This is a genomic window from Gordonia hongkongensis, assembly GCF_023078355.1.
Lineage (GTDB): Bacteria > Actinomycetota > Actinomycetes > Mycobacteriales > Mycobacteriaceae > Gordonia > Gordonia hongkongensis.
Map to the genome: position 1 here is coordinate 4,785,913 of NZ_CP095552.1, position 24,256 is coordinate 4,810,168.

General features: G+C 68.2%; 21 protein-coding genes and 1 pseudogene. 8 read left to right on the forward strand and 14 right to left on the reverse strand.

What is annotated here, in order from left to right:
• Positions 1 to 7: 7 nt before the first annotated feature.
• Entirely contained in the window at positions 8 to 607 is a 600-nt protein-coding gene (locus tag MVF96_RS21605; protein WP_247450425.1) for a hypothetical protein, read from the reverse strand.
• Positions 565 to 1,656: a DMT family transporter gene (locus MVF96_RS21610; RefSeq protein WP_247450427.1), complete on the reverse strand. Its 1,092-nt coding sequence runs from the start codon at positions 1,654 to 1,656 to the stop codon at positions 565 to 567. Before MVF96_RS21610 ends, MVF96_RS21605 begins: the two co-directional genes overlap by 43 nt.
• 96 nt (positions 1,657 to 1,752) lie before the next feature.
• Between MVF96_RS21610 and MVF96_RS21615 the strand changes: the two genes are divergently transcribed.
• Positions 1,753 to 2,652 carry a LysR family transcriptional regulator gene (locus tag MVF96_RS21615; protein ID WP_078113230.1) on the forward strand — a complete coding sequence of 300 codons (900 nt, stop codon included), beginning with the start codon at positions 1,753 to 1,755 and terminating at the stop codon, positions 2,650 to 2,652.
• Here MVF96_RS21615 and fgd read toward each other — a convergent pair whose 3' ends face one another.
• Complete coding sequence (gene fgd / locus MVF96_RS21620; RefSeq protein WP_247450429.1) at positions 2,653 to 3,663, reverse strand: glucose-6-phosphate dehydrogenase (coenzyme-F420); 1,011 nt, start codon at positions 3,661 to 3,663, stop codon at positions 2,653 to 2,655. It abuts the gene before it with no gap.
• Between the two features lie 233 nt (positions 3,664 to 3,896).
• Here fgd and MVF96_RS21625 point away from each other — a divergent pair, with 233 nt between their 5' ends.
• Positions 3,897 to 5,801, forward strand: coding sequence for an ABC transporter ATP-binding protein (locus MVF96_RS21625; RefSeq protein ID WP_247450431.1), 1,905 nt, complete (start codon positions 3,897 to 3,899; stop codon positions 5,799 to 5,801).
• 336 nt (positions 5,802 to 6,137) lie between these two features.
• On the opposite strand, the gene MVF96_RS21630 is transcribed toward MVF96_RS21625, so the two are convergent.
• The 3 genes from MVF96_RS21630 to MVF96_RS21640 form a co-directional block, all read right to left on the reverse strand.
• Entirely contained in the window at positions 6,138 to 6,419 is a 282-nt protein-coding gene (locus tag MVF96_RS21630; protein WP_058252308.1) for a hypothetical protein, read from the reverse strand.
• Between the two features lie 75 nt (positions 6,420 to 6,494).
• A complete protein-coding gene (locus tag MVF96_RS21635) occupies positions 6,495 to 6,902 on the reverse strand; it encodes a YidH family protein (RefSeq protein ID WP_068972081.1) in 408 nt (135 codons plus the stop codon).
• 4 nt (positions 6,903 to 6,906) lie between these two features.
• A complete protein-coding gene (locus MVF96_RS21640) occupies positions 6,907 to 7,881 on the reverse strand; it encodes an alpha/beta hydrolase (protein ID WP_247450434.1) in 975 nt (324 codons plus the stop codon).
• 159 nt (positions 7,882 to 8,040) lie between these two features.
• On the opposite strand from MVF96_RS21640, the pseudogene MVF96_RS21645 reads away from it, so the two are divergent.
• Positions 8,041 to 11,902: pseudogene (locus tag MVF96_RS21645) on the forward strand (Pls/PosA family non-ribosomal peptide synthetase).
• A gap of 202 nt (positions 11,903 to 12,104) precedes the next feature.
• On the opposite strand, the gene MVF96_RS21650 reads toward MVF96_RS21645, so the two are convergent.
• Positions 12,105 to 12,692: an HdeD family acid-resistance protein gene (locus MVF96_RS21650; RefSeq protein WP_068971230.1), complete on the reverse strand. Its 588-nt coding sequence runs from the start codon at positions 12,690 to 12,692 to the stop codon at positions 12,105 to 12,107.
• A gap of 107 nt (positions 12,693 to 12,799) precedes the next feature.
• On the opposite strand from MVF96_RS21650, the gene MVF96_RS21655 reads away from it, so the two are divergent.
• Both MVF96_RS21655 and MVF96_RS21660 read left to right on the forward strand, forming a co-directional pair.
• Entirely contained in the window at positions 12,800 to 13,678 is an 879-nt protein-coding gene (locus tag MVF96_RS21655; protein ID WP_068971229.1) for an acyl-CoA thioesterase domain-containing protein, read from the forward strand.
• A gap of 80 nt (positions 13,679 to 13,758) precedes the next feature.
• Positions 13,759 to 14,829 carry a DUF4185 domain-containing protein gene (locus tag MVF96_RS21660; RefSeq protein WP_247450436.1) on the forward strand — a complete coding sequence of 357 codons (1,071 nt, stop codon included), beginning with the start codon at positions 13,759 to 13,761 and terminating at the stop codon, positions 14,827 to 14,829.
• Between the two features lie 45 nt (positions 14,830 to 14,874).
• Here MVF96_RS21660 and MVF96_RS21665 read toward each other — a convergent pair whose 3' ends face one another.
• From MVF96_RS21665 to MVF96_RS21680, 4 genes are all read right to left on the reverse strand, one after another.
• A complete protein-coding gene (locus MVF96_RS21665; RefSeq protein ID WP_247450438.1) occupies positions 14,875 to 15,384 on the reverse strand; it encodes a nitroreductase/quinone reductase family protein in 510 nt (169 codons plus the stop codon).
• Positions 15,385 to 15,541: 157 nt separating this feature from the next.
• Complete coding sequence (locus MVF96_RS21670; RefSeq protein ID WP_247450440.1) at positions 15,542 to 16,189, reverse strand: DUF305 domain-containing protein; 648 nt, start codon at positions 16,187 to 16,189, stop codon at positions 15,542 to 15,544.
• A 103-nt stretch (positions 16,190 to 16,292) separates the two neighbouring features.
• Complete coding sequence (locus MVF96_RS21675; protein WP_247450442.1) at positions 16,293 to 16,748, reverse strand: hypothetical protein; 456 nt, start codon at positions 16,746 to 16,748, stop codon at positions 16,293 to 16,295.
• A gap of 17 nt (positions 16,749 to 16,765) precedes the next feature.
• Positions 16,766 to 18,055 (reverse strand): phosphatase PAP2 family protein, encoded by a 1,290-nt coding sequence (locus tag MVF96_RS21680; protein WP_418930408.1) that lies wholly within the window; start codon positions 18,053 to 18,055, stop codon positions 16,766 to 16,768.
• A gap of 236 nt (positions 18,056 to 18,291) precedes the next feature.
• On the opposite strand from MVF96_RS21680, the gene MVF96_RS21685 reads away from it, so the two are divergent.
• Together MVF96_RS21685 and MVF96_RS21690 are read left to right on the forward strand one after the other, a co-directional pair.
• Entirely contained in the window at positions 18,292 to 18,507 is a 216-nt protein-coding gene (locus MVF96_RS21685; RefSeq protein ID WP_058252309.1) for a hypothetical protein, read from the forward strand.
• A gap of 115 nt (positions 18,508 to 18,622) precedes the next feature.
• The gene (locus MVF96_RS21690) at positions 18,623 to 19,393 is read left to right on the forward strand and encodes a deoxyribonuclease IV (RefSeq protein WP_068971224.1); all 771 of its coding nucleotides are present in this window, start codon (positions 18,623 to 18,625) and stop codon (positions 19,391 to 19,393) included.
• An 8-nt stretch (positions 19,394 to 19,401) separates the two neighbouring features.
• Here the strand turns inward: MVF96_RS21690 and MVF96_RS21695 are convergent, their stop codons facing one another.
• Positions 19,402 to 19,968, reverse strand: a complete 567-nt coding sequence (locus MVF96_RS21695; RefSeq protein ID WP_165629459.1) for an Rv2253 family sensor-like surface protein — start codon at positions 19,966 to 19,968, stop codon at positions 19,402 to 19,404.
• A gap of 253 nt (positions 19,969 to 20,221) precedes the next feature.
• Here MVF96_RS21695 and MVF96_RS21700 point away from each other — a divergent pair, with 253 nt between their 5' ends.
• A complete protein-coding gene (locus MVF96_RS21700) occupies positions 20,222 to 22,057 on the forward strand; it encodes an acyl-CoA dehydrogenase (protein ID WP_065630356.1) in 1,836 nt (611 codons plus the stop codon).
• Positions 22,058 to 22,159: 102 nt separating this feature from the next.
• Here MVF96_RS21700 and MVF96_RS21705 read toward each other — a convergent pair whose 3' ends face one another.
• Both MVF96_RS21705 and MVF96_RS21710 read right to left on the reverse strand, forming a co-directional pair.
• Positions 22,160 to 22,906, reverse strand: a complete 747-nt coding sequence (locus MVF96_RS21705) for an LppU/SCO3897 family protein (protein WP_247450444.1) — start codon at positions 22,904 to 22,906, stop codon at positions 22,160 to 22,162.
• Positions 22,907 to 23,038: 132 nt separating this feature from the next.
• A complete protein-coding gene (locus MVF96_RS21710) occupies positions 23,039 to 24,256 on the reverse strand; it encodes a glycerate kinase family protein (protein WP_247450446.1) in 1,218 nt (405 codons plus the stop codon).

Here is a 24,256-nt window from a genome sequence, read left to right on the forward strand (position 1 = left end):
TAGCGAATCAGGATGCGGCGGGAACCGTCGTGGTGGTCGTCGTGGTCACGGCGCGCTCCGGTGCGGCGTCCTCGGTGGTCGGAGGTGTCGTGGTGATCTCGGCGGGGCCCTCCGGCTCGGATGACGTCGAAGGCGCCGACGGGACAGGCGCCGGTGACGTACGGCGGACCGAAGGCGTCGTACGCGCCGGCTCCGGCGTCTCGGCGCGCGCGGTGATCGTGGTCTGCCGGTCCACGCGGTCGGCGCCCGCACCGCCGCCGAGGCAATGGACGACGAAGGTCCTCGGCACATTCGGGTACACCGACGCCGTGAGGGCCCCACGCGACCCCGGCCCCATCGTGGTGGCGGCCGTGGGATGGACCGCGCCGCTGGGTGTGAGGGTGCATTCCACCGCCGGATTGCGCGTCGCATTGTTGTAGAGACTGATCTGCAACCGGGTCCCGTCGACGCGGTACGAACACCCGGGGATCGGTCCGGAACCGGCGAGCGGTCCGCAGTTCACACTGGGCGACGCCGCGGGCGACTCCGAGTCGACAGCCAGAAGCGTTGTCGCCGTGGCGAAAGTCAGCGATCCGCCGATGGCGAGGCCGGCGACGAACTTGCGCATGGCGATGTCTCCTCGGTTGCGGTCGTGCCGGAAACGCGTCGTATATCGGAGGGCGTCATCGTCGGCGACGACACGTCCAGGCTACGCGCCGACCGGCCCGTACGCGGCCTCATCCGCAGCAACCGCCGGGCGATGGCGACCCCGCCGAGACAGAGGAGTCCGCCGACGATGCCGACACCGGTGGGCAACTCGTCGAGCAGCGCCCACGACAGGACGATGACGATTGCGGGGACCACGAGGGTGGTGGCCGCCATCGCACTCGCATCAGTGCGGGCCAGCGCATAGGCCCACGTGGAGAACGCGATCGCGGTCGGCCCGACCCCGAGGTAGATCACCGCCCAGATCGCCCCCGACTCGGCGCCGGACAGTTCGGTGACGGCCACGGGGGCGAAGGGCGCGGTGGCCACGAGACCGGCGACCGCACCGAGCCAGGTCGCGGTCAGCGCGTCGACGCTGCGTAGGGCCGATTTCTGGATCAGCACCCCGGTCGCGTACAGAACCGCCGCGCCGACCCCGAGCACGATGCCGAGCCAGTCGGCGTGCGCGTCCGCGGTGGCGGACCCGCCGACGGCGATCAGCACCACACCAGCGAAGGCGATCGTCATACCGATCACGAGATGACGCGGAAACCCCTCTCCGAGAAACAGTCCCGCGGCGACGGCCACGAGGATCGGCGCCAGGTTCACCAGCAGCGCCGCGGTCCCGGCGTCGAGGTGACGCTCGGCCCAGTTCAGCAGGACGGTGTAACCCGCGAACCAGGCGACCCCGTACGCCGTCACCAGTGCGAGCGCACGGCCGCGCGGTAGCAGCGGACGGGCCGGCGCCCCGGTTGTCCGTGGGCGCAGACGTACCACCACCACGATGAGCGTCAGCGGGATCACCGCCGCCAGCAACCGCAGGAACGCCATGGAACCCGGCGAGAACGTGTCACCGAGCGCGCGGATGCCGATGAACGCCGACGCCCACAGCACGACGGTGACGACGGCGGCCAGAGCCGGCAGGGATGCGGTGGCGGACCCAGCCGATGCCGGTGTCGGGCGCGAGGACATGTGTTCCAGATTCACTCATCCGGCACTTCAGGACAAGTGAATACTTGTTCCGAACATTTCAGCGCCGCTGCACAGTCGCCGCGGTATCGTCGCTCCATGGTCGACATCCACCGCCTCCGGGTTCTGCGCTCGGTCATCGGCGAGCAGTCCATCGGCGGAGCCGCGGCCTCGCTCGGATACACGCCGTCAGCGGTCAGCCAGCACATCGCCACCCTGCAGCGCGAGACCGGGTTGTCGCTGGTGGAGCGAGACGGTCGCGGCATCGTGCCCACCGAGGCCGGCACCATCCTGGCCCGCGAGTCCGACACCGTCTTCGAGCAGATCGCCCGTATCGACGGTCTGATCTCGGAGCTGCGCGACGGCCGGCTCGGTCAGCTGCGCATCAACTACTTCGCCTCGGCGGGCGCCACCTGGATCCCGCCGATCGTCGCCACCATCTCGCGCGAGTTCCCCGGATTGCGACTGGATCTCCGCCTCATCGAGCTGATGGGCCCGTCGTCGGCGGCACCCGACATCGAGATCTATGTCGAGGACAGTCAACGCCCGTCCGCGGACGTGGCCGGGTTCGTCGGACGCCGGCTGACCACCGACCCGTATTCCGCTGTCGTACCCGTGGATTCAGCATGGGCGGCGCTGGAGTCGGTGACCCTGCGCGAACTGTCCCAGGTGCCGTGGGTCGACAACGACGTGGCGCGGGGACCCTGCCGGCAGGCAGTGCTCGACGCATGTACGTCGGTCGGTTTCGTACCCGACTTCAGCGTCGAGACCCAGGACTACCCGACCGCGATACGGTTCGTCGCGGCCGGGGTCGGACTCACCGTCGTCCCCCGGCTCGCGCTCGTCGACCTGCCGCCCGGCGTCACGGCAGTTCCCATCGTCGACCCGACGCCCGCACGCGAGGTGCGGGTCCGGGTACGACAGAGCGGACTCGACCTGCCGCCCGTCCAACGGGTGCTCGAGATGCTCGACGCCGCTGTCGCGCAGGGGTTTTCGTGATCAGCCGAGCTTGCGCAGGCGCGGGGCGAGGTCGCGTTCGAAGTTCTCCAGGAACCGCTGCTGGTCGTGGCCGGGGGCGTGGAAGACGAGGTGGTTGAGTCCGGCGTCGGTGTAGAACTTGACCTTCTCGACGGCCTCGTCGGGGTCGGAGGAGACGATCCACCGCTTGGCGACCTGCTCGATCGGGAGCTCGTCGGCCAGCCGCTCCATCTCGGTCGAGCTGTTGACGCTGTGCTTCTGCTCCGGGGTCAGCGACAGCGGGGCCCAGAACCGGGTGTTCTCCAGCGCCAGTTCGGGATCGGGATCGTAGGAGATCTTGATCTCGATCATCTTGTCGATGGTGTCGACATCGCGCTCGGCCTTTGCCGCACCCTCGGCGACCGCGGGCAGCAGCTTCTCGGTGTAGAGCTCGGGCCCCTTGCCCGAGGTACAGATGAAACCGTCGCCGGCACGCCCGGCATAGCGTGCGACCACCGGCCCGCCGGCGGCGACGTAAACCGGGATCGGTTGCTCGGGAATGTCATACATGTAGGCGCCCTGCGTGTGGTAGTACTCGCCGTCGAAGTTGACCTCTTCGCCGGTCCACAGTTCGCGCATGAGTTTGATCGACTCGCGCAGGCGCGCGAAACGTTCCTTGAACTCCGGCCACTCTCCCTGGAACCCGGTCGCGCACTCGTTGAGCGCCTCGCCGGTGCCGACACCGAGCATGATGCGTCCGGGGTAGAGGCAGCCCATCGTGGCGAAGGCCTGCGCGATGACCGCGGGGTTGTAGCGGAAGGTCGGGGTCATGACCGAGGTGCCGATCTGCACGCGCTTGGTGCGCTCGCCGACCGCCGCCATCCAGGCCAGCGAGAACGGGGCGTGGCCGCCGTTGTGCCGCCAGGGCTGGAAGTGATCGCTCACCGCAACCGAATCCATGCCGTGCTCTTCGGCCGCGACCGCGATCTCCACCAGCTCGCGCGGATCGAACTGCTCCGCCGATGCCTTGAAACCGAGCTTGAGTTCTGCCATGTCCATCGCTCCTTTGCCACCGGCCCTCACCCGCCGGCGCGGGCCGGTCTGCGGAGTCGGCCCCATCGTCGTGTGACCTCGCATACCAACGTAGAGCATGCGGACAGACGCCGACGTCGGGAGCCGGACGGGACCTCAGCCGGCCGGGGCGACCCAGCATGTTCGCACTCGGGATTCCTCTGGCAGCGAACAAGCTGGACCTCAAGTTGGGTTTAAGTTCTACCGTGGACGGCATGAGTATGCAGTCCGTGGCCTGGGACATGATGTACAAGTCCTCCACCCAGCCCAGCAGCAAGCGATTACGGGGCGACCGCCGGGTGACACTTCGCCGTATCGGTGGGTTCGCCCGACCGCACCGACGCCGGATCGGATGGTTCCTCCTGCTGTCGGTCTTCACCGCGGTGCTGACCGTCGTGACCCCGCTGTTGGCGGGTCGCGTCGTCAACGTCATCACCGAGAGCGGCTCGGAGATGATGATCGTCGGACTCGCGGTCGCCATCGCGCTGATCGCCGTCGCCGAGGCCGCCGCGGGAATCGGGGTCCGGTGGCTGTCGGCGAACATCGGGGAGGGTCTCATCCTCGACCTACGGCGAGCTGTCTTCGACCACGTGCAGCGGATGCCGATCGCGTTCTTCACCCGCACCCGCACCGGGGCCCTGGTAAGCCGGCTCAACAACGACGTCATCGGCGCCCAGCGGGCATTCAGCGACACCTTGTCCGGCGTCGTCTCGAACATCGTCACCCTCACCCTGACGCTGGGCGTCATGATCGCGATCAGCTGGCAGATCACGTTGCTGGCGCTGATCCTGCTGCCGGTCTTCGTGATACCGGCGCGACGGATGGGCCGGCGCATGGCCGCACTCTCCCGCGAGGCCGCCGAACACAACGCCCGCATGTCGACACAGATGACCGAGCGCTTCTCCGCCCCCGGCGCCACGCTGGTGAAACTGTTCGGGCGTCCCGATCTCGAGTCGCGCGAGTTCGCCGACCGCGCCGACCGGGTGCGCGACATCGGCGTACGACGGTCGATGTTGCAGGCGTACTTCATGACGACGCTGATGCTGGTGTCGGCGCTGGCCCTCGCCCTGGTCTACGGGCTCGGCGGATGGCTTGCGGTACAGGATCATCTGTCCGCGGGCGCGGTCGTCTCCCTGGCCCTGTTGCTCACCCGGATGTACGCACCGCTCACGGCCCTGGCGAACGCACGCGTCGAGATCATGAGCGCCCTCGTCAGTTTCGAGCGCGTCTTCGAGGTCCTGGACCTACAACCCCTCATCGCCGACGCACCCGACGCGGTACCGGTGCCCGGCACCGAGAGCGGGCGGCCCGTGCCGGTGTCCGTCCGATTCGACGACGTGTCCTTCGCCTATCCGGCGGCGGACAAGGTGTCGCTGGCATCGCTGGAAGAGGTTGCCCAACTCGACAATCGGGCCGGCACGACGGTCCTGCACCGTGTCGACCTCGATGTCCCGGCCGGCAGCATGGTGGCTCTCGTGGGCAGTTCCGGTGCCGGCAAGTCGACCATCGCGAGTCTCGCGACCCGCCTCTACGACGTCGACGAGGGCTCGATCCAGCTGGCCGGAGTCGACATCCGGAAACTGCAGACCGCATCGGTCCATCGAACCGTCGGTCTCGTCACCCAGGACGGCCACCTCTTCCACGACACCATCCGGGCGAATCTCGTGCTCGCCCAGCCGAACACGTCTGATGACGAGATCTGGGACGCACTGCGACGGGCTCGGCTCGACGAGCTGGTCGGCTCACTGCCCGACGGACTGGACACCGTCGTCGGCGAACGCGGGTACCGGCTGTCCGGCGGTGAGCGCCAACGCATGACGATCGCCCGTCTGCTGCTCGCACAACCGTCGGTGGTCATCCTCGACGAGGCGACCGCGCATCTCGATTCGACGTCGGAGGCGGCGGTCCAGGCGGCGCTCGGCGAGGCCCTCGAGGGACGGACCTCGATCGTCATCGCGCACCGGCTCTCGACGATCCGGGCCGCCGACGAGATCGTCGTACTCGAAGCCGGGCGTGTCGTCGAACGCGGTGATCATCCGACGCTCCTGGCGCGCAACGGACGCTACGCCGAGCTCTACCGGACGCAGTTCGCCGAGGACTCGGATTCGCTGACGGCGTGACCCTTCGTGACGCGGGCTCCGCAAGCTCCGGCCGCTCCTCAGGGAGCGGTGGCAGACGCGGCCTGGTTTCCTGCTACCTGAGGTGCGAGCGAAGCGAGCCCAACCACTGCTCCCTGAGTTGCGAGCGAAGCGAGCCCAACCACTGCTCCCTGAGGAGGCCGGAGCTTGCGGAGGCCGTCACGAAGGGTCCTGGTGAGATGCGTCGCCAAGCCCTTCGTGGCTCGTCGCTAGCGCTCCTCGCACCTCAGGGAGCATAGGGAGGGCGTCGCTTGCGCTCCTCGCACCTCAGGGAGCAATGGATATGTCGTTCTCTCGGATCAGGGAGCAGGGGTGAGCTCAGTCGTCGAGGTCGTCGAAGTTGTCGATCAGGCCGCGGCGCCGGGGGCGATCGTCGGTGTCCTTGACCCGTTCACCGAGGCGGCGGCGGAGCTGCATGGCGATCAGCACGACGTTCACGACGACCACGGCGATCCCGACGACCACCCAGAACCACCGGCCGTCCTGCCACCAGCCGACCGTCAGCCAGCCGATGCAGAAGATGAGGATGGTCGCGCCGACGATGGTCAGCGTCATCGAGAACGTCTGCGCGCTCCGCGAGAAGTCGGGGCCGGTGGTCACGATGATCTCCTGCAGTGGTGGACAGCTGATGGTCGCGGCCGCCGACATGGGCAGCGTGCCGTTGTGGAGCGCAGGTCAGGACTGGATCACCATGGCAACCGCGACGAGGACGGCCACCACCACTATCGCAGCGACCACAAGCATGACCTGCGTCGGCCCCGGCATCTCGCCACCGGAGGTCAGCGCTCGCGTGGTCCGTCGCCACCGCCAGGCCCCGAGAACCGCCAGCGAGGCACCGAGTCCGACCATCACGACGCCGAGCGTGATGTCGACCATCGGCGTCGTCTCGTCGGGAGCGAGGTAGACCACCGCGATACCGGCCGCCATGAAGCCGAGTGCGGTCCGGACCCAGGCGAGCAGCGTTCGTTCGGCGGCGAGGGTGAATCGGGCGTCCACTGCGCCTGGCGGTCTGGTCTCCAGCTCGTCGGCGTACGACTGCCCCGGGTTCACCGCATCCGGAGTCGCCGGGTTCGGGGCACTCACCCCGTCAGCCGGCCCGTTTGCCCGTTCGCTCGTCAGTGCTCTTGCCCTCTCGGATCGCTTCGGCGGCGAAGGCCGCGGTCACCTCGACCGCGTCCAGGGTCTCCGGGTGGCGGGCGCTCAACACCGGGAAGGCGTGCACCTGCCATGCGTAGAGGTGCGCCACGGCCGTGACGCCCGCAGCGTCGAGCGACTCGACGAGGTCGATGACGTCGGGCTCGAGCATCTCACCTTCGGCCGCGACCAGCACGGTCGGCGGGAACGAGGTGAGATCGGCGTCGGCGATGCGGCGCACACCGGTCAGCTGGACGGGCCCCTGGTCGAACTGGGGCGCCAGCCGGGCCATCTTCGACTTGGGCAGATAGGCGTCGGATCGACTCGAACGGTCCGGGTGGACCCCCAGGTCCATGTCGAGGAGCGGCGAGAACCCGATCAGCGCCGTGGGTGTGGGCAGGCCGCGGGCTGCGGCGGCCTCGACCACCTTCGCGGCCAAGAAACCGCCGGCCGAGTCACCGGCGACGATCACCCGCCGGAAGCCACGCTCGTTGATCAGCTCCGCGTAGGCGTCGACCGCGTCCACGACGGACGTCCCGACACCGGCCTTCGGCAGCTGCCGGTACTCGAGTGAGAACACCGGCACCTCACACGCCCGCGCCATCCGCGCGGCGATCGATCGGTGGGTGCCGAGCCCGCAGACCACGAAGGCCCCGCCGTGCAGGTAGAGCATCGCGGTGTCGCCGTCCCGGCGGGACGGTCCGACCGGCATGATCAGCTCGGCGGGTCGCCCGGCGAGGACCAGCTGCTCACGGACCACGCCGCGGGGTTTGGGTCCAACGGCAAAGATGCGGTCGATGAGGAACAGCCCCGCCAGCCCCTGCTTGTTGACCGGCCACAGCGCCAGGGTCGGTTTCAGCAGCGCACGCGCACCGAACCAGATGGGGAACGACCGCAGGCTCGGCCGACGGTGATGAACGATGGGCATCAGATTCCTCCTGTGCCCGAACGTACACCCCGGGAGCGTCCGTTTCAGTCCGTTCGTCGGGGTCGCCGTTCATGGTGTCGAGGTCGTTCGGTCACCTTCGTCGGCTATATTCTCGGACTCGTGACCAGATCGCGGATGCGCCCGGCAGGTGCCGTTTAGGTGCCCATTCCACCTCGATTCCTCCTGTCTGCACAGGCAGACCCGCCGCGCACCCTCTGCGACGTGCTCACCGCCACCGCGCGTGCACACCCGGATGCCGCGGCCATCGACGACGGCGAGATGACCCTCACCTACGGCCAGTTGCTGGCCGTGGTCCGCCGCACGGTCGCACGTCTCGGCGAGGTCGGCGTCGGGCGGGGAAGCCGGGTCGGCATCCGGATGCCGTCGGGGTCGCGGGACCTGTACGTCGCGATCCTGGCGACCCTCTATGCCGGCGCCGCGTATGTGCCGGTCGACGCCGACGACCCGGACGAACGCGCCGAGCTCGTCTTCGGCGAGGCCGAGGTCGACGCCATCGTCGACGCCGACGGACCCCGTTCGACGAAACCGGCGTCGACGCCTGCGCAACCCCCTGCCCGCCCCACACCCGACGACGACGCGTGGATCATCTTCACCTCCGGTTCCACCGGCAAGCCGAAGGGCGTCGCGGTCACCCACCGCAACGCGGCGGCGTTCGTCGACGCCGAGGCGGCCATGTTCCTGCCGGACGCCCCGATCGGCCCGCACGACCGTGTCCTGGCCGGACTGTCGGTCGCGTTCGACGCCTCGTGCGAGGAGATGTGGCTGGCGTGGCGCAACGGCGCGTGCCTGGTGCCCGCACCGCGCTCGCTGGTCCGCAGCGGGATGGACCTCGGGCCGTGGTTGGTGGCGCGCGACATCACGATCGTGTCGACGGTTCCCACGCTGGCATCCCTGTGGCCGCCGGAGGCGCTGGAAGCCGTGCGGCTGTTGATCTTCGGCGGCGAGGCCTGCCCGCCCGAGCTCGCCGACCGGCTCGCCGTCACCGGCCGCGAGGTGTGGAACACCTACGGCCCCACCGAGGCGACGGTCGTGGCGTGCGCCGCCCCGCTGGGAGGTGACGGCCCGGTCCGTATCGGATTGCCGCTGCGCGGTTGGGATCTCGCGGTCGTCGACGCCCAGGGCCAGCCGGTGGCCGAAGGCGAGGTCGGCGAACTGGTTATCGGCGGCGTCGGCCTGGCACGCTACCTCGATCCCGCGAAGGACGCGGAGAAGTACGCACCGATGCCCACGCTCGGCTGGGAACGCGCCTATCGCAGCGGCGATCTCGTGCGCCTGGACACCGCCGGCCTGTTGTTCATGGGCCGCGCCGACGACCAGGTGAAGGTCGGCGGACGGCGCATCGAACTCGGCGAGATCGACAACGCTCTGCAGAACCTGCCCGGCGTGAGCGGAGCCGCGGCCGCGGTCCGCAAGTCCGCGGCTGGCAACAGTCTGCTCGTCGGCTATCTCGTGTCGGCCGATCCCGGCTTCGACGTCGCCGAGGCGCACGCCGAACTACGACGACAGCTGCCCGCCGCGATGGTCCCCACCCTCGCCCTCGTCGACGAATTGCCCACGCGCACTTCGGGGAAGGTTGATCGTGATGCGCTGCCCTGGCCCCTGCCGGGCAGCGACAGACCAGTCGATGACGACGTTGAACTCAGCGAGACCGAACTGTGGCTGGCACAGCTGTGGACCGACGTCCTCGGCATGGCCGTCTCCAGCCCGGACGTCGACTTCTTCGCCGAGGGCGGTGGATCACTGGCCGCGGCCCAGCTCGTCACCGCGGTGCGGGAACGCTACCCCGACATCTCGGTGGCCGATCTCTACGACCGTCCGCGACTGGGCTCCATGGCCGAGATGCTCGACGCCCGCCGCCCGACGACGAGCATCGATGAACGCCTCGTCGAACCGACCCCGCGCTCGGCCGGGCTGGCGCAGCTCCTGCTGACCATCCCGCTGACGACGCTCACCGGATTGCAGTGGGCCACATGGCTCGGCGTGGCGAACAACGTGGCGCTGCTCGTCGCCGACCGGATGGATCGCACGGTCGAGTGGCTGGTCGAGATCAACTGGTGGGTCCTGCTCGCGGCGTTCCTGATCTTCATCACCCCGCCCGGCCGCATGTGCATCGCGGCGCTCGGTGCGCGGGTGCTCCTCGCCGGGGTCGCTCCGGGCGTTCATCCGCGGGGCGGGAGCGTCCACGTCCGGCTCTGGGTGGCCGAGCGACTCCTCGACGCCAGCGGTGCCGCCAACCTGTCCGGTGCGCCGTGGATGATCTACCTCGCGCGGGCTCTCGGGGCGTCGATCGGGCGCGGCGTCGACCTGCACACCATCCCGCCGGTGACCGGACTGCTCACGGTCGGGGACGGCGCGTCCGTCGAACCCGAGGTCGACATCTCCGGATGGTGGATCGACGGCGACGACGTCCACATCGGCGAGATCGCCATCAAACGCGGCGCGTCGATCGGTGCCCGGTCGACGCTCACCCCTGGTGCGGTCGTCGGACGTGACGCGGTCGTCGCCCCGGGTTCGGCGGTGTTCGGCCGGGTCAAGGCCCGGCAGCACTGGGCCGGGTCGCCCGCGGTGAAGATCGGCAAGGCCGAGCATCCCTGGCCCGACCACCGGCCCCCGCGGGCGACGTGGTGGGTACCGATCTACGGACTGTCGTCGTTGGGGCTCGCCGCCATCCCCCTGCTCTCGCTCGCCTCCGGCCTGGCCGTCATCGGCGCCTGGGCGCTGACCGCGGACCGGTTGCGCGACGTCGGGATCCGGGCGCTGATCCTGTTACCCGTGGCCACCGTCACGAGCCTGTTCGTGTTCGCGGCGATCACCGCGGTCCTGGTCCGGCTCGCCTCGATCGGGCTCCACACCGGGTATCACCCGGTCCGGTCCCGCGTCGGCTGGCAGGTCTGGATCACCGAACGCCTTCTCGACGCGGCCCGCACCTATCTGTTCCCGCTGTATGCCAGCCTGCTGACCCCGACGTGGTTCCGCATCCTCGGCGCGAAGGTCGGTGAGGGAACCGAGATCTCGACCGCGCTCGTGCTCCCCAAGTTCACCACGATCGGCGACGGCGCCTTCCTCGCCGACGACACGATGGTCGCGTCGTACGAACTCGGTGGCGGCTGGCTGCACATCGACGAGGCGAAGATCGGCAAGCGCTCCTTCCTCGGCAACTCCGGCATGACCGGCCCCGGGCGCAAGGTCCCCAAGAACGGTCTGGTGGCCGTGCTGTCGGCCCGACCGGGCCAAGTCGGGCTCGAGTTGGCTGGGCAGCCCACCGGTCCGCCTGCGCCGCACCGCCGCCGAGATCGACACCTCACGCACCTTCGACCCGCCGGCGACGCTCAAGGTCGCCCGAGCACTCATCGAGACACTGCGCCTGGTGCCCGTCATGGTGTCGTTCGGACTCGGCGTCGGACTGCTGCTCGCGCTGCAGTATGTGGCCGTCCATGAGCACTACGGGGTCGCGGCAGCGGTGAGCGGTCTGCTCCTGCTGGTCGTCGGCGCGATCGCCTGCGTCACCGCAGCGGCGGCGAAATGGCTGGTCGTCGGCCGCATCACGGTGAGCGAACATCCGCTGTGGAGTTCGTTCGTGTGGCGGAACGAGCTGTCCGACGCCTTCGTCGAGACAGTGGCGGCTCCGTGGTTCGCCAACGCCGCGACCGGCACGCCGATCCTCAACCTGTGGCTGCGGATGCTCGGCGCCAAGATCGGCCGCGGCGTCTGGTGCGAGACCTACTGGCTGCCCGAGGCCGACCTCGTCACCCTCGGCGACGGCGCGACCGTGCAGCGCGGCTGCGTCGTGCAGACCCACCTGTTCCACGATCGGGTCATGGCCATCGACCGCGTCACGCTCGGGGCCGGCGCGACCCTCGGCCCGCACTGCGTCGCCCTACCGGCGTCCGGACTCGGCGACTCGGCGACCGTCGGACCGGCATCGCTGGTCATGCGCGGCGATGTGGTCCCGGCCCACACCCGCTGGCAGGGGAACCCCATCGCTCCCTGGCCGCGCTGATCCGAGAGGATCGCATAACCCCACCCCTGCTCCCTGAGGTGCGAGGAGCGCAAGCGACGAGCCACGAAGGGTCCTGGCGAGACGAGTTGCGAAGACCCTTCGTGACGCTCGCAAGCTCGCTCCTCAGGGAGCGGAGGGCGACGCTCGCAAGCTCGCTCCTCAGCTCAGGGAGCAGAGCAGTGACGCTCACGAGTGTTCCGGCTCAGACCGCGGGCTCCCCGGTGGCCGGCTGCTCGACCTTCTTGGGCAGCGTGAGCAGCGTGGCGATCGACAGCGCGACGAGCATGATGCCGCCGACCCAGGCCAGCACCTCGAGCGAGAACGCGGGCAACACCATCATCACGATGCCCGCGATGATCGCGATGATGCCGGAGAGGATCAGGAACCAGGTGGGTGCGTGCCCGGACTTGGTGATCGCGGCGTACAGGTCGGCGACTCCCTGGAAGATCCAGCCGATGCCGATGAACACCGCGAGCAACCACACGGCGTCGCCGGGACTGAACAGCGCGATCACGCCGGCCAGCAGCACGATCGCGCCGACGATGCCGAGCATCACCCGGACCCCGGTGCTCAGGAACGACGCCGCGAAGGCCTGATAGATGCGGAAGATGCCGGCGATGATCAGCGAGATCGCGAACAGGATGGCGAGGACGACGATGGTCGGCCCCGGCCACAGGATCGCGATGACCCCGATCACGATGCCGACGATCGACGTGATGATGAGTGCCGTGCGGACGGCACCGACCAGTTCGTCGGGGAAGTGCTTGGTGTACACCGTGGCGAAAGTCATGGTGGGAGGTTATCCGGCACAGCAGGATCCGGCGCGCTATTCGCTCAGGAGCGGCACAAACCCGACCGCATCGCCGACGCAGATGAACAGCGGGGTAACAAGTAACGATGACCAACATCGCGTTCTTCGAGCCGATCTCCGACACCGGCCGGCCCGACGCCGGTCTCCGATACCGGCCGACACCCTTCGCCGCCAGCCTGTGGGCGCCCGGCACCCTGAACGGACCGGCGGTGTGCGGCCTCGCCGCGCGGGCGGTCGAGACCGAGTTCGGTGATGATGAGTTCGTACCCGCCCGGTGCACCATCGACCTCTTCAAGGCCGCGCGCGACATCGTCACCTCCACCCGGGTCCGAATCGTCCGATCGGGCGGACGAATCCGGGTCGTCGACGTCGACGTGGTCCAACACCCCGAAGGTGCGGATGAGGTGCTCGTCGCGCGCGGCACGACGGTGTTCCTGCGCACCTCGACCAACCCGCCCGGGCAGCGGTGGCATCGCCCCGCGGACGCGGTCACCTTCCACCCACCCGAGACCGCCTCCGACGACGACCTGTCCCCCCGGTTCGCCTCCGATGCCGCGGACGACACCGTCGGCGAATGGGAGCGCGACATGGGCAATCACCAGAACGGGCACCGCAAACGGATGTGGTCGCGGGCCGCACCCATCGTGGCGGGCGAGAAGCTCACCCCGTTCCAGCGGGCGGTCGTCAGCGCCGAATCCGCGAGCCTGGTGTCGAACTGGGGCACCACCGGCATCGGATTCATCAACTGCGATCTGACCGTCGCCCTGAGCCGTCTGCCGTCGGGTGAGCGGGTCGGGGTCGAGGCCGATGTCCACATCGAGGACGACGGCGTCTCGGTCAGCAACGCCGGACTCTACGACGCCGACGGCATGTTCGGGACCGCGCTCGTGACCGCGGTGAACAATGCTGCCGCACAGATCGACTTCACCACCGTGGACACCTCGGAACGCTATCGCGAAGCCTGAGTTCGACACGACCGTTCGCGGTGGTCGGGCACCGTAGCGGACCTCACACATATCTCTCAGGTCTTGATAAGGTCACGGCCATGACACGGCGCCTCGCACGGCTTTTCCTGGGTCTTGTCGTCACCTTGCTCGCTCTGGCCCTGACGACGACCCTCGCCGCCTCCCCCGCCCACGCCGCCCGCTACGCCAACGGTCCGGCGACCATCGTCAACCGATTGACGGGGCCGTTCGCGATGAACGACACCATCGGGCGGTTCAACATCGTGGGTACCGATCTCGGTGTCATGTGGGACAACGGCCGAGGTGAGATCCTCACGGCGTTCGGTGACACCCAGTCGTTCAACGGGTGGTCCCTCCTGTACGGCGAGCTCTACTACTGGCGGTCCAACGTCCTGCTGCGCAGCACGGACCGCCACCTGGCCGACGGCATGACGTTCACCTCGCACGCCGGCCGGCCGGGTCATGCCAAGCGCCTGCTCAAGCCGAACGTCCGCCGCGAGATCACGATCATCCCGACCGCCGGCGTGGCCGCCAACGGCAAGCAGTACATGACCGTGATGTCGGTCAAACGGTGGGATTCGCCCGGCATCTGGACCACCAACTGGGCGGGCCTCGTCTCCTCCGCCGACAACGGCGAGAACTGGCGCTCGGTCGGTGCGTTCCGCCCCAATGGCGGCGGCAACAAGAAGTTCCAGATGGGCGCCTTCCTGAAGGTCGGCAAGACCGTCTACTACTACGGCACACCCGACGGCCGCTGGGGCGGTGTCTACCTCGCGCGCGTCGACGAGAAGGACATCGAGAATCTCGGCAAGTGGCAGTACTTCTCGTACGGCCGTTGGGTTCCGAACAACCCCGACGCCGCCACCCCGGTGATGGGCGCCCCGACGGGCGAGATGTCGGTCCAGTGGAACGACTATCTGGGCAAGTACATCTCGCTGGCGAGCCAGGACGTCGGCGTGACGCTGCGCACCGCCGACAACCCCTGGGGCCCATGGACTTCCGGCGAGATCGTCGCACCCTCGGTGGACCCGTACACGGGTTACGCGCCGTACATCCACCCGTGGTCGAAGGGCAGCACCCTCTACTTCACCTACTCGGTCTCCATCGGCTATCAGGTGTACCTCATGCGTCTGCCGCTGCGGCGCGGCTGACCTCGACCACCGACATCGGGGCGATTGCCCCGTCGCTCTCGATGATCAACTGTCGGCGATGGTGAGCACGACCAGCGGGATGGGGCGGTCGACCTTGGACTGGAAGTCCGCCAGCAGTGGGTTGTTGGCCAGCACCCAGGCTGCGAACTCGTCGTAGTCCTCGCCTTCGAGCACCTTGCCGGTCCCCTGGTGCGTATTGTTTCGGAACTCGATCCTGACCTGTGGATTCGCCTTGATGTTGTACCACCATGCCGGGTACTTGTCCTCGATGAACGAGCTCACGTACATGGTGTCGTCGCGGTGACAGGGTCCCAGTGGAACCGTGTGCGGCTTTCCGCTCTTGGCCCCGGTGGTGGTGAGCAGGATGAGGTCCGCGCCCGCGTAAGCGCCGCCCACCTTGCCCGCGTTCTCCCGAAACTCCTTGATCACATCATCGTTCCAGTTGGCGATGCCACCCTCTTGATCCCACGCCTGGTTCCACGGCGCGTTCGGATCGTCGTAGTCGGTGATATTGGTCTGATCGGGTTGTCCTGCGGTCGATTCGGTTTCACTCATGATCCGAGTGTGTCGTCGAGTTAGGACAGTTACGGTCCTAACTCAAAATCGCTACGAAAACCCGTCCTGCGCCTGTCGGTAGGTGACCCGCCGACACGTCGGGGCGGTTGACGTCCGTTTCCGGACCCAACCGCCCCGGCGTCGCTGGCTGGAGAGATCAGCGCTGGCCGAGCATGCCCTTCATCTGATCAATTTCCGCCTGCTGGGTTTTCTTGACCTCCAGGGCAAGGGTTTTCGTCGCGGGGTCGACGCCGTCGGCGAGTACCGCGTCGGCCATCGCGATGGCGCCCTCGTGGTGCAGGATCATGCCCTCGAGCCAGAGCCGGTCGAACTCGGGACCGCGTGCGTCCCGCAAGGCGGTCATCTGGTCTGGGCTGAGCATGCCCGGCATCGCGGAGTGACCACCGTGGCCCATGTTCTCGTGGCCGTCGTCGAGGCCGTCGGTACTGACGCCCCAACTCTCCAGACGGTTCTCCATCTGCTCGATCTCGGCGTCCTGGGCCTTCTCGATCGTCGACGCGAGAGCGATCAGTTCTGCATTGTCCGTCCGGCCCTCGACGAGTTCGGCCATCTCCACGGCCTGGTCATGGTGTCCGATCATCGTCGAGGTGAACTCGACGTCGGCCTCGTTGTGGGTGGCCGACGCCGGAGCTTGCGTCGCCGCCGATGCCGAGGTGTTGGCGGAGGTGGCGTCGCTCGCTGTTTCGTCGGGCGAGCAACCGGCGACTGCGATGAGTGCCGCCGCGGCCAGGCCGATCCCTGCCGCCGTCCGGATACGGCGCCGAGATGTGTTGTGTACGTACATGAGTGCATTCCTTGCTGCTGTCGGAGTTCCCGGCGGGCGCGACGCCGGCCGAGAGGGAGGAGAGATGACGACACGACGGACCGAGCGGTCCGCGGAGGTCAGCTCAGCAGCGGATCACCTGTAGTTGCAGATGGGAGTACATGGCCCACGGCGGCGGACGACCCAGGATCGTCGTCCGACGGCGAGCGGTGTCGACGATCCGCGGAAACGCCGCAAGCGACCAGAGCAGGAGAACAAGAACCACGGCCGGAAGATCGACGCCCGCCGCACGGATGAACACGCAGTCGTGCGAGTGCTCACCGCAGTCGTCGGTTCCGGTCATCTTCGGGGCTGACGTCATCGTCGACGATGCCGTGAGCGCCGAATGCTCCGCATGGTGGGACATCCCGCTCTCGCCGTGTAATTCCGGCCCGCTCGCTCCGCTCCCGGCGCCGCCACCGGAAGGCCCGCCGTGACCCGACACCACCGTGTGCATGAGCATCACGGCGATAGCGAGCACGAGAACGAGTGCGCGGCGCCGGACGACGGCGCCACGACCGGTTCTGCGGCGGCGGCTCACGGTGCCAGGTTACGAGGTCACGATGCCGTCGTCGACGCCCTGGCGTCATCGGGACGCCGATCGTCTCCCGACTCCGACGCGGCATCCTCGGCGGCTCGGCGTCGTTGTCGTGGGATCAAGATCTTGCGATCGATGATCTGGTAGGTCGCGACCACCGCGGCGGCCAGCAGCCACCCGAGCACGATGTCGAAGATGTAGTGCTCGGCGGTGTACACCAGGGCGAACGCCATCGCGAGGGCGTAGCCCATGAACAGTGTCTTGCCGAGCGCCTTCACCCGCGGCCACATGAAGAGCGCGAGGAGCATCGTCAGACCCGCGTGCAGCGACGGGATCGCGGCCACCAGGTTGGACTTGCCCTGCCCGACCTCGACGAGGTTCGACGCCGCGTGGATGTTGAGATACCCCCAGCCGCGAGCCGAGATCCGTTCGACGTAGGGGTTGGCGTCCGGATACTCGTTATCCAGCGTCCCGAGCAGACCGCCGGGCTCCTTGGCCTCGGGCGAGTACATGCAGATCGGGTCACGCGGGAAGTCCTGGACCTCGGCCGCGGTGCATCGCGCGGCGGCCCACGGCGGGGCGCCCGGGACGAGGGTGTAACCGACCAGGGCGAGGAAGGTCGTCGCCACGAAACACGCCGCGTAGCGTCGCCAGGCGGCGCGGTCCTTCAGCCACAACACGGCCGCGACCGCGTACGGGATGATGAAGTACGACATGTAGACGATGCTGACGATGACCTCCCACCAGGGCGGACTCGCCTGCTTGAGGTGCTCCTGCAGCCATGCCGTGGGATTGACCCCGCCGGTCAGCCAAGCATCGAAATCGATCGCCAGATGCCAGTGGGTGGGCATGTCGACGATGCGCGCGACGTCCCGGGTCCAGTCGTAGAGGATCAGGATCAGCGCGAACGGCGCCCAGTCGATGAGGATCGTGATGAACTTGCGCCGGCCGATACAGGCAGCCGCGAGTCCCAGACACATCAGGATGATCAGGCGCGTGCGGTCGAAGGCCAGACCGTAGAGGGCGACGTGCACCGCCATCAGCACGATCCAGGCGCCGATCGCGATGCGCCGGACCATCGTCAGATCGCGACGGCTCTCGGGATCGGCTTCCATCTCGGCGGCGGCGGCCAGGTCGTCGAGGATCGGTTCCACACCCGCGCGCCCGGTGTCGTCGCGGTCGGTGTCCTCACGACCGGTGGCCACCACGGAGTCCTTGGTGTCGGAGGTGGTCGTCTCGGCGCTCTCGCGCTCGTCGCGCTTGGAGGGTCTGCCCGGCTGCGGGACGCCCACCGTCTCGTCGACACTCACCCGACACAACCCCGCCCGTCACACCCCGCAGGGCAACCACCCACTTAAACTGCCGTCAGTGTAATGGCCATCTGTTGTTCGCGAGCCAAGCCGACGGCCAGGCATGTCGGATTTGAGCATTTCCGGCGCCGCGACCCAGGGCGAGGGGTCTCCGCCAGCGGTTTTCGCCGGACACCTCGCCGATCAGGGTGTTGTGGATCACACTGGAGGGCGTCGATCCCCTGAAGGAGGTCTCGGTGCCCAATCGCTACCTGCGCTACGGCGACCAGCGCTACATCATCAACAAGGAGGCGGAGGCCCGTCTCAACCGCACCCTCGACGCGGTGTACGCCGACGGAACCCGCGGTCACGAGTGGCTGAACCTCTATCACGACAGCGCGGCACCGTGTCGACTCCTCATCGCACCCGGAGTCCCGATCACCATCGAGACCGAGCCCTGCCTGGGCGACTGATCTCCCGTCGCCGCGGAGAGCCGGTTGGACGAAGCAGGTGACCGCCCCGGCGTGTCCCCGTGATCCATGACGACGGGCGCGTCCGCGTGTCAGGGCGGGCCACTATCGTTGTCGCATGCGCATCGGAGCCCATCTTCGCGAGGACGCCGACCCCTTGGCCACTGCCGCCGAGCTCGGGATCGATGTCTTCCAGATGTTCGTCACGGACCCTCAGAGCTGGAAGAAGCCGCAGCCGAACCCGCGCGCGGCGGAGTTCCGTGAGTCCGACATCGACGTCGTCGTGCACTCGAGCTACCAGATCAACGTCGCCAGTCTGAACAACCGGCTGCGGATGCCGTCGCGCAAGGCCGTCGAGCAGCAGGCCGCGGCCGCCGCCGAACTCGGCGCCTTCGGGCTCGTCGTCCACGGCGGGCATCTGCGCGACGGGGAGGACAGCGCCGAGGGATTCGCCAACTGGCGCAAGCTGTTCGACCGCCAGGCCGACAAGGGCGGCTTCGGCGTCCCGATCCTCATCGAGAACACCGCGGGCGGCGACCACGCGATGGCACGCACGCTCGAGTCCATCGACCGTCTGTGGGAGGCGGTCGGCGACTTCGACCAGGCCGGCTTCTGCCTCGACACCTGCCACGCCTGGGCCGGCGGCGAGGATCTCGTCGGACTCGTCGAGCGCGTCCGTCAGATCACCGGCCGGATCGATCTCGTGCACCTCAATAACTCTCGCGACGAGTTCGACTCGGGCCGCGACCGACACGCCAACCTCGCGTCGGGCCACATCGACCCCGAGGTGCTCGTCGCCGTCGCCGAGGCGGCGGGCGCACCGGTCATCCTGGAGACACCCGGCGACGGCATCCCCGACGATCTCGAGTACCTGCGCTCGGCGCTATAAGACGTCGATCACGACAGATTCCAGGCGGGCGCCGGCGGAGTCACCGGGTATGCGGCGACGTTCATGACGACCGTCCCGTCGCAGGGCCCGCCGTCGATCGTGGTCCGCCACACGCCCTTCAGCGTGCCGTCGCCCTGCGGGGTGTAGGTCGCGATCGACGTCGCCGGGCGCCACACCTTCGGCACACCCGCGCCCTGCCAGCAGTCCCATTCCCAGTCATAACGATGCACCCAGGATCCTGCCTCCCAGGTGTAGCGCGGCGGCTGCGGCAGCGTCGGATTCGCGGGTTTCGGCCCGTCGATCACCGTCGCCACGCACGTACCGCCGTCGCACGATGTCCTGAAGGTGTAGTCGTCGGAGAAGTCCGGCTCCGCCTGCCGGGCCGCGAGGCTCGTTCCGGTCTTCGAGGCGGCGAACCGCTTCAACGAATACACGCCGTCCCACGAGGGCGTCGCCGCGGCGTCTGCCGGGGCGACAGCCACCAGAAGTCCGGCGGCCAGGGCGACGATCGAGATCACGACGCTCACGAAACCTGTCGCACCGACACGTGCGGGTCCGATCACCAGTCTGCGCATTCGTTCATTGGAACGTACTCGCGGTTCCTGCGCCGGCGTTGCGGATTTCTCGGCGCTCCGGGTGCGCCAACCGGCGCAGATCACACATCTTCTGATTGATCCGGCGGGGATATGGGGCTATTCTAGGGTTACCGGCGAGTAACATAGCTCGGACCGAACAGCCCCCTCATCCGGCCGGTACGCGCACAACCGTGAGCGATCGGACCGGGTCGAGGACGCCATCGCAGACGGCCACACCAGACAAGGAACAACCATGGGCCATTACAAGAGCAACATGCGCGACCTGCAGTTCAATCTCTTCGAACTGTTCGAGCTCGACAAGGTACTGGAGTCCGGCGACTTCGGGGACCTCGACCACGAGACAGCCGTCGACATGCTGCGCGAGGTCCGTGCGCTGGCCGAGGGCCCGATCGCCGAGTCCTTCGTCGACGCCGACCGCAATCCCCCGGTCTTCGACCCCGACGAGCACACCGTCACGATCCCCGAGTCGTTCAAGAAGTCGTACAACGCCCTGGTCGAGGGCGGCTGGGACAAGATCGGCATCGCCGAGGAACTCGGCGGCCTGCCGGCCCCGCGCTCGCTGTACTGGGCCATCGGCGAGATGATCCTCGGCGCCAACCCGCCCGTGTTCATGTACGCCGCCGGCGCGGGCTTCGCGAACATCTTCTACAACAACGGCACCGACGAGCAGAAGAAGTGGGCTGCCATCTGCTCCGACCGCGGCTGGGGCGCCACCATGGTGCTGACCGAGCCCGACGCCGGTTCCGACGTAGGTGCCGGACGCACCAAGGCCGTGCAGCAGGAAGACGGTTCCTGGCACATCGACGGTGTGAAGCGATTCATCACCTCGGCCGATCAGGACATGACCGAGAACATCTTCCACCTGGTGCTAGCCCGCCCCGAGGGCGCTGGCCCGGGCACCAAGGGTCTGTCGCTGTTCTTCGTACCCAAGTACCACTTCGACTTCGAGACCGGCGAACTCGGCGAGCGCAACGGCGTCTTCGTCACCAACGTCGAGCACAAGATGGGCATCAAGGCGTCCGCCACCTGTGAGGTCACCTTCGGACAGCACGGCACCCCCGCCAAGGGCTGGCTCGTCGGCGACGTCCACAAGGGCATCGCGCAGATGTTCGAGGTCATCGAGCACGCGCGGATGATGGTGGGCACCAAGGCCATCTCGACCCTGTCGACCGGTTACCTGAACGCGCTCGAGTACGCCAAGGAGCGCATCCAGGGTGCGGACATGACCCAGATGACCGACAAGGCCGCACCGCGCGTGTCGATCACCCACCACCCCGATGTGCGTCGTTCGCTGATGACCCAGAAGGCCTACGCCGAAGGTCTGCGCGCGATCTACCTCTACACCGCGTCGCACCAGGACACCGCCGCCGCGAAGATCGTGTCCGGCGCCGATGCCGAGATGGCCCACCGCGTCAACGATCTGCTGCTCCCGATCGTCAAGGGCGTCGGCTCCGAGCGCGCCTACGGCACCCTCGGTCACGAGTCGCTGCAGACGCTCGGCGGGTCGGGATTCCTCCAGGACTACCCGATCGAGCAGTACATCCGTGACTCGAAGATCGACTCGCTGTACGAGGGCACCACCGCCATCCAGGCCCAGGATTTCTTCTTCCGCAAGATCATCCGCGACAAGGGCCAGGCGCTCGCGCACGTCGCCGGGCAGATCCAGAGCTTCATCGACTCCGAGGCGGGCAACGGCCGGCTGAAGACCGAGCGGGCACTGCTGAAGACGGCGCTCGACGACGTGCAGGCGATGGCTGCCTCGCTGACCAACGATCTGATGGCGGCACAGGAGAACTCGACCGAGCTGTACAAGGTCGGACTCGGTTCGGTCCGCTTCCTGATGGCCGTCGGCGACCTGCTCATCGGCTGGCTGCTCCTCCGCCAGGCCGAGGTCGCCCTCGCAGCTCTCGACAACGGGGCCTCCGACGCCGACAAGTCCTTCTACGAGGGCAAGGTCGCCGTGGCGAGCTTCTTCGCGAAGAACATGCTCCCGCTGCTCACCTCGGTCCGCGTCACCGTCGAGAACATCGACAATGACATCATGGAACTCGACGAAGCGGCCTTCTGAGCCCGACCATACTGAGAACTCCCACCGGCGAATCCGCCGGTGGGAGTTCTTCTTTGCGTCGAGCCCGCGCACATCGCGGCTCAGACCGGCGGTGCGGCAACTTCAGTCGATCACACTGAAGCAATAGCCGACCGGGCGCGGTTTCTCCGCGAAGTAGGTCCCGTCCGAGTCGGGACATTCGGGCTCCCCCGCAGCCTTGGTGTCCACGCGGATGTTCGTTCCGCCGGAAACCGGCGACCCGCAGTCGTTCTCACGAATGTCGGCGAGCGCGGTACCACCGGTCGCCGACGGGATGTAGTAACAACGGCCCTCCTGGTAGACCGGCGCCAGACAGAGCGCACCCTCCTCGCCCGCGACCCAGTAGCGCGAGTAGTTGGGACCGCAGAGCCCTTGCGTGATGGACTTCTCCGCGACGACGTAGTGGAAGTCGGTGTCGCCGCAGGACACCTCGTCGGCCTTGAGGGTCTCCGGCTCCGCCGTCACGACGATGCACTCGCCGGCGTCGACGTCACTGGTGTCGGTGACCCCACCTCCCTGCGCCGACGACACCAGCACCCGCGCCACGCCACCGGCGATCACGATCAAGAGCAGCACCCCGACAATTCCCAGCGCGACCCACAAACCGGTGCGCTTCTTCTTCGGTGGCGGCGGGAACGGCGGTCCGGGCGGGTACATCCCGCCCGGCATCGGACCCGGGTACTGGGGCCGACCGCCGTAGGGCACCTGGTTCGGCGGCGGTGCGCCGTAGGGCTGGTTCGGTGGCGGGTACCTCCCGTTCGGCTGGTACTGCCCGGGTTGCGGTTGTGGCCCGAATCGCGGGTCCCCCGGCTGGTATGGCGAGTTGGTCACGCCGCGAACACTACCCGCGCGCCGGTGGCGTTACCGGACCGGCGGCCGAACTCGCAAACCCACCACTTTTCGGCATATCCACCCCGTCTGAAGGGGGTGGATATGCCGAAAAGTGGTGGGTTTGCGCAGCGGTCAGACCGCCTTCTTCCGCTTCCGCTGCCCGGCCCGGGCGGAGACCGCGGCACCGAGGAGGATCATCCGCATGGTGCGCTCGGCGGCGTCGGCGAGGAGCTTCTCTCCGTTGGCGACCGCCTCCGACAAGGGCATCGGCACCGTGATGATCGACGCGATCGCCCCGATCCCCACGTCGTGGACGGCGGGAGCACCGTGCCCGAGCGAACCCGCCAGCGCGACAACGGGCACACCCCGTAACTGGGCGCGGCGGGCCACCTCCGCGGGCACCTTGCCGCGGGGGGTCTGGAAGTCGATCGAACCCTCTGCGGTGATCACCAGATCGGCCTTGCCGATCCGATGATCGAGGTCGATGCCGGACAGCCCGGAATCGAGTAGTGCGTCGAACCGCGACCGCAGTTTCCCGCCGGCTGCCGCCAGGCCCGCACCGAGTCCACCCGACGCGCCGGACCCGGCCCCCTGCCGATAGTCGATGTCGGCCAGCCCATCCCGCTGCAGTATGTCCGCCCAGACGTCGAGCGCCGCCGACAGCGAGTCGACCTGTGCGGGCGTCGCCCCCTTCTGCGGCCCGAAGACGCGGGCGACGCCGCTCGGTCCGCAGAGGACGTTGTGCGGGTTGCCCGCGACCACCACTTCGGTCTCACGCAACCGCGGATGCAGGCCGGTGAGGTCCAGCGACGCCGCGCGCGCCAGTTCGTTTCCGCCACGCCCGATCTCGTGACCGTCCTGGTCCAGGACGCGCGCACCGAGCGCCTGGAGCGCCCCGGCCCCGCCGTCACATGTCCCCGAGTCGCCGCATCCGACGAGAATCGCCGACACCCCCGCGTCGAGTGCCGCGGCAATCAATTGTCCCACTCCGTAAGTGGTCGTGGCGCCGGGATCGCGCTGCCCCGCCGGAACGAGCGCCAATCCAGCGGCGGCAGCCATCTCGACGACGCCGATGCGGTTCCGACCGACGCCGACCTCGGCCCAGTGCGACTGCACCGGCTCACCGGTGGGGCCGCAGACGGTCAGCTCGTGGAGGCGCCCGTTGCCCGCGGCCGCCAGGATGCGCGCCGTTCCCTCCCCGCCGTCCGCGATCGGTGCGATGTCGACGCGCACCCCGGGGAGCGTGCGCCGCACCCCCGCGGCGATGGCGGTCGCCACGGACACGGCGTCGAGGCTCTCCTTGAAACCACTCGGGGCGACCAGGATTCGTTGCGGAACTCGGACGGACAT

Coding starts and splice junctions, on each gene's coding strand:
- MVF96_RS21605 (WP_247450425.1), bottom strand. CDS start 607: ATGCGCAAGTTCGTCGCCGGCCTCGCCATCGGCGGATCGCTGACTTTC.
- MVF96_RS21610 (WP_247450427.1), bottom strand. CDS start 1,656: ATGTCCTCGCGCCCGACACCGGCATCGGCTGGGTCCGCCACCGCATCC.
- MVF96_RS21615 (WP_078113230.1), top strand. CDS start 1,753: ATGGTCGACATCCACCGCCTCCGGGTTCTGCGCTCGGTCATCGGCGAG.
- fgd (WP_247450429.1), bottom strand. CDS start 3,663: ATGGCAGAACTCAAGCTCGGTTTCAAGGCATCGGCGGAGCAGTTCGAT.
- MVF96_RS21625 (WP_247450431.1), top strand. CDS start 3,897: ATGAGTATGCAGTCCGTGGCCTGGGACATGATGTACAAGTCCTCCACC.
- MVF96_RS21640 (WP_247450434.1), bottom strand. CDS start 7,881: ATGCCCATCGTTCATCACCGTCGGCCGAGCCTGCGGTCGTTCCCCATC.
- MVF96_RS21650 (WP_068971230.1), bottom strand. CDS start 12,692: ATGACTTTCGCCACGGTGTACACCAAGCACTTCCCCGACGAACTGGTC.
- MVF96_RS21655 (WP_068971229.1), top strand. CDS start 12,800: ATGACCAACATCGCGTTCTTCGAGCCGATCTCCGACACCGGCCGGCCC.
- MVF96_RS21660 (WP_247450436.1), top strand. CDS start 13,759: ATGACACGGCGCCTCGCACGGCTTTTCCTGGGTCTTGTCGTCACCTTG.
- MVF96_RS21665 (WP_247450438.1), bottom strand. CDS start 15,384: ATGAGTGAAACCGAATCGACCGCAGGACAACCCGATCAGACCAATATC.
- MVF96_RS21670 (WP_247450440.1), bottom strand. CDS start 16,189: ATGTACGTACACAACACATCTCGGCGCCGTATCCGGACGGCGGCAGGG.
- MVF96_RS21690 (WP_068971224.1), top strand. CDS start 18,623: ATGCGCATCGGAGCCCATCTTCGCGAGGACGCCGACCCCTTGGCCACT.
- MVF96_RS21695 (WP_165629459.1), bottom strand. CDS start 19,968: ATGCGCAGACTGGTGATCGGACCCGCACGTGTCGGTGCGACAGGTTTC.
- MVF96_RS21700 (WP_065630356.1), top strand. CDS start 20,222: ATGGGCCATTACAAGAGCAACATGCGCGACCTGCAGTTCAATCTCTTC.
- MVF96_RS21710 (WP_247450446.1), bottom strand. CDS start 24,256: ATGTCCGTCCGAGTTCCGCAACGAATCCTGGTCGCCCCGAGTGGTTTC.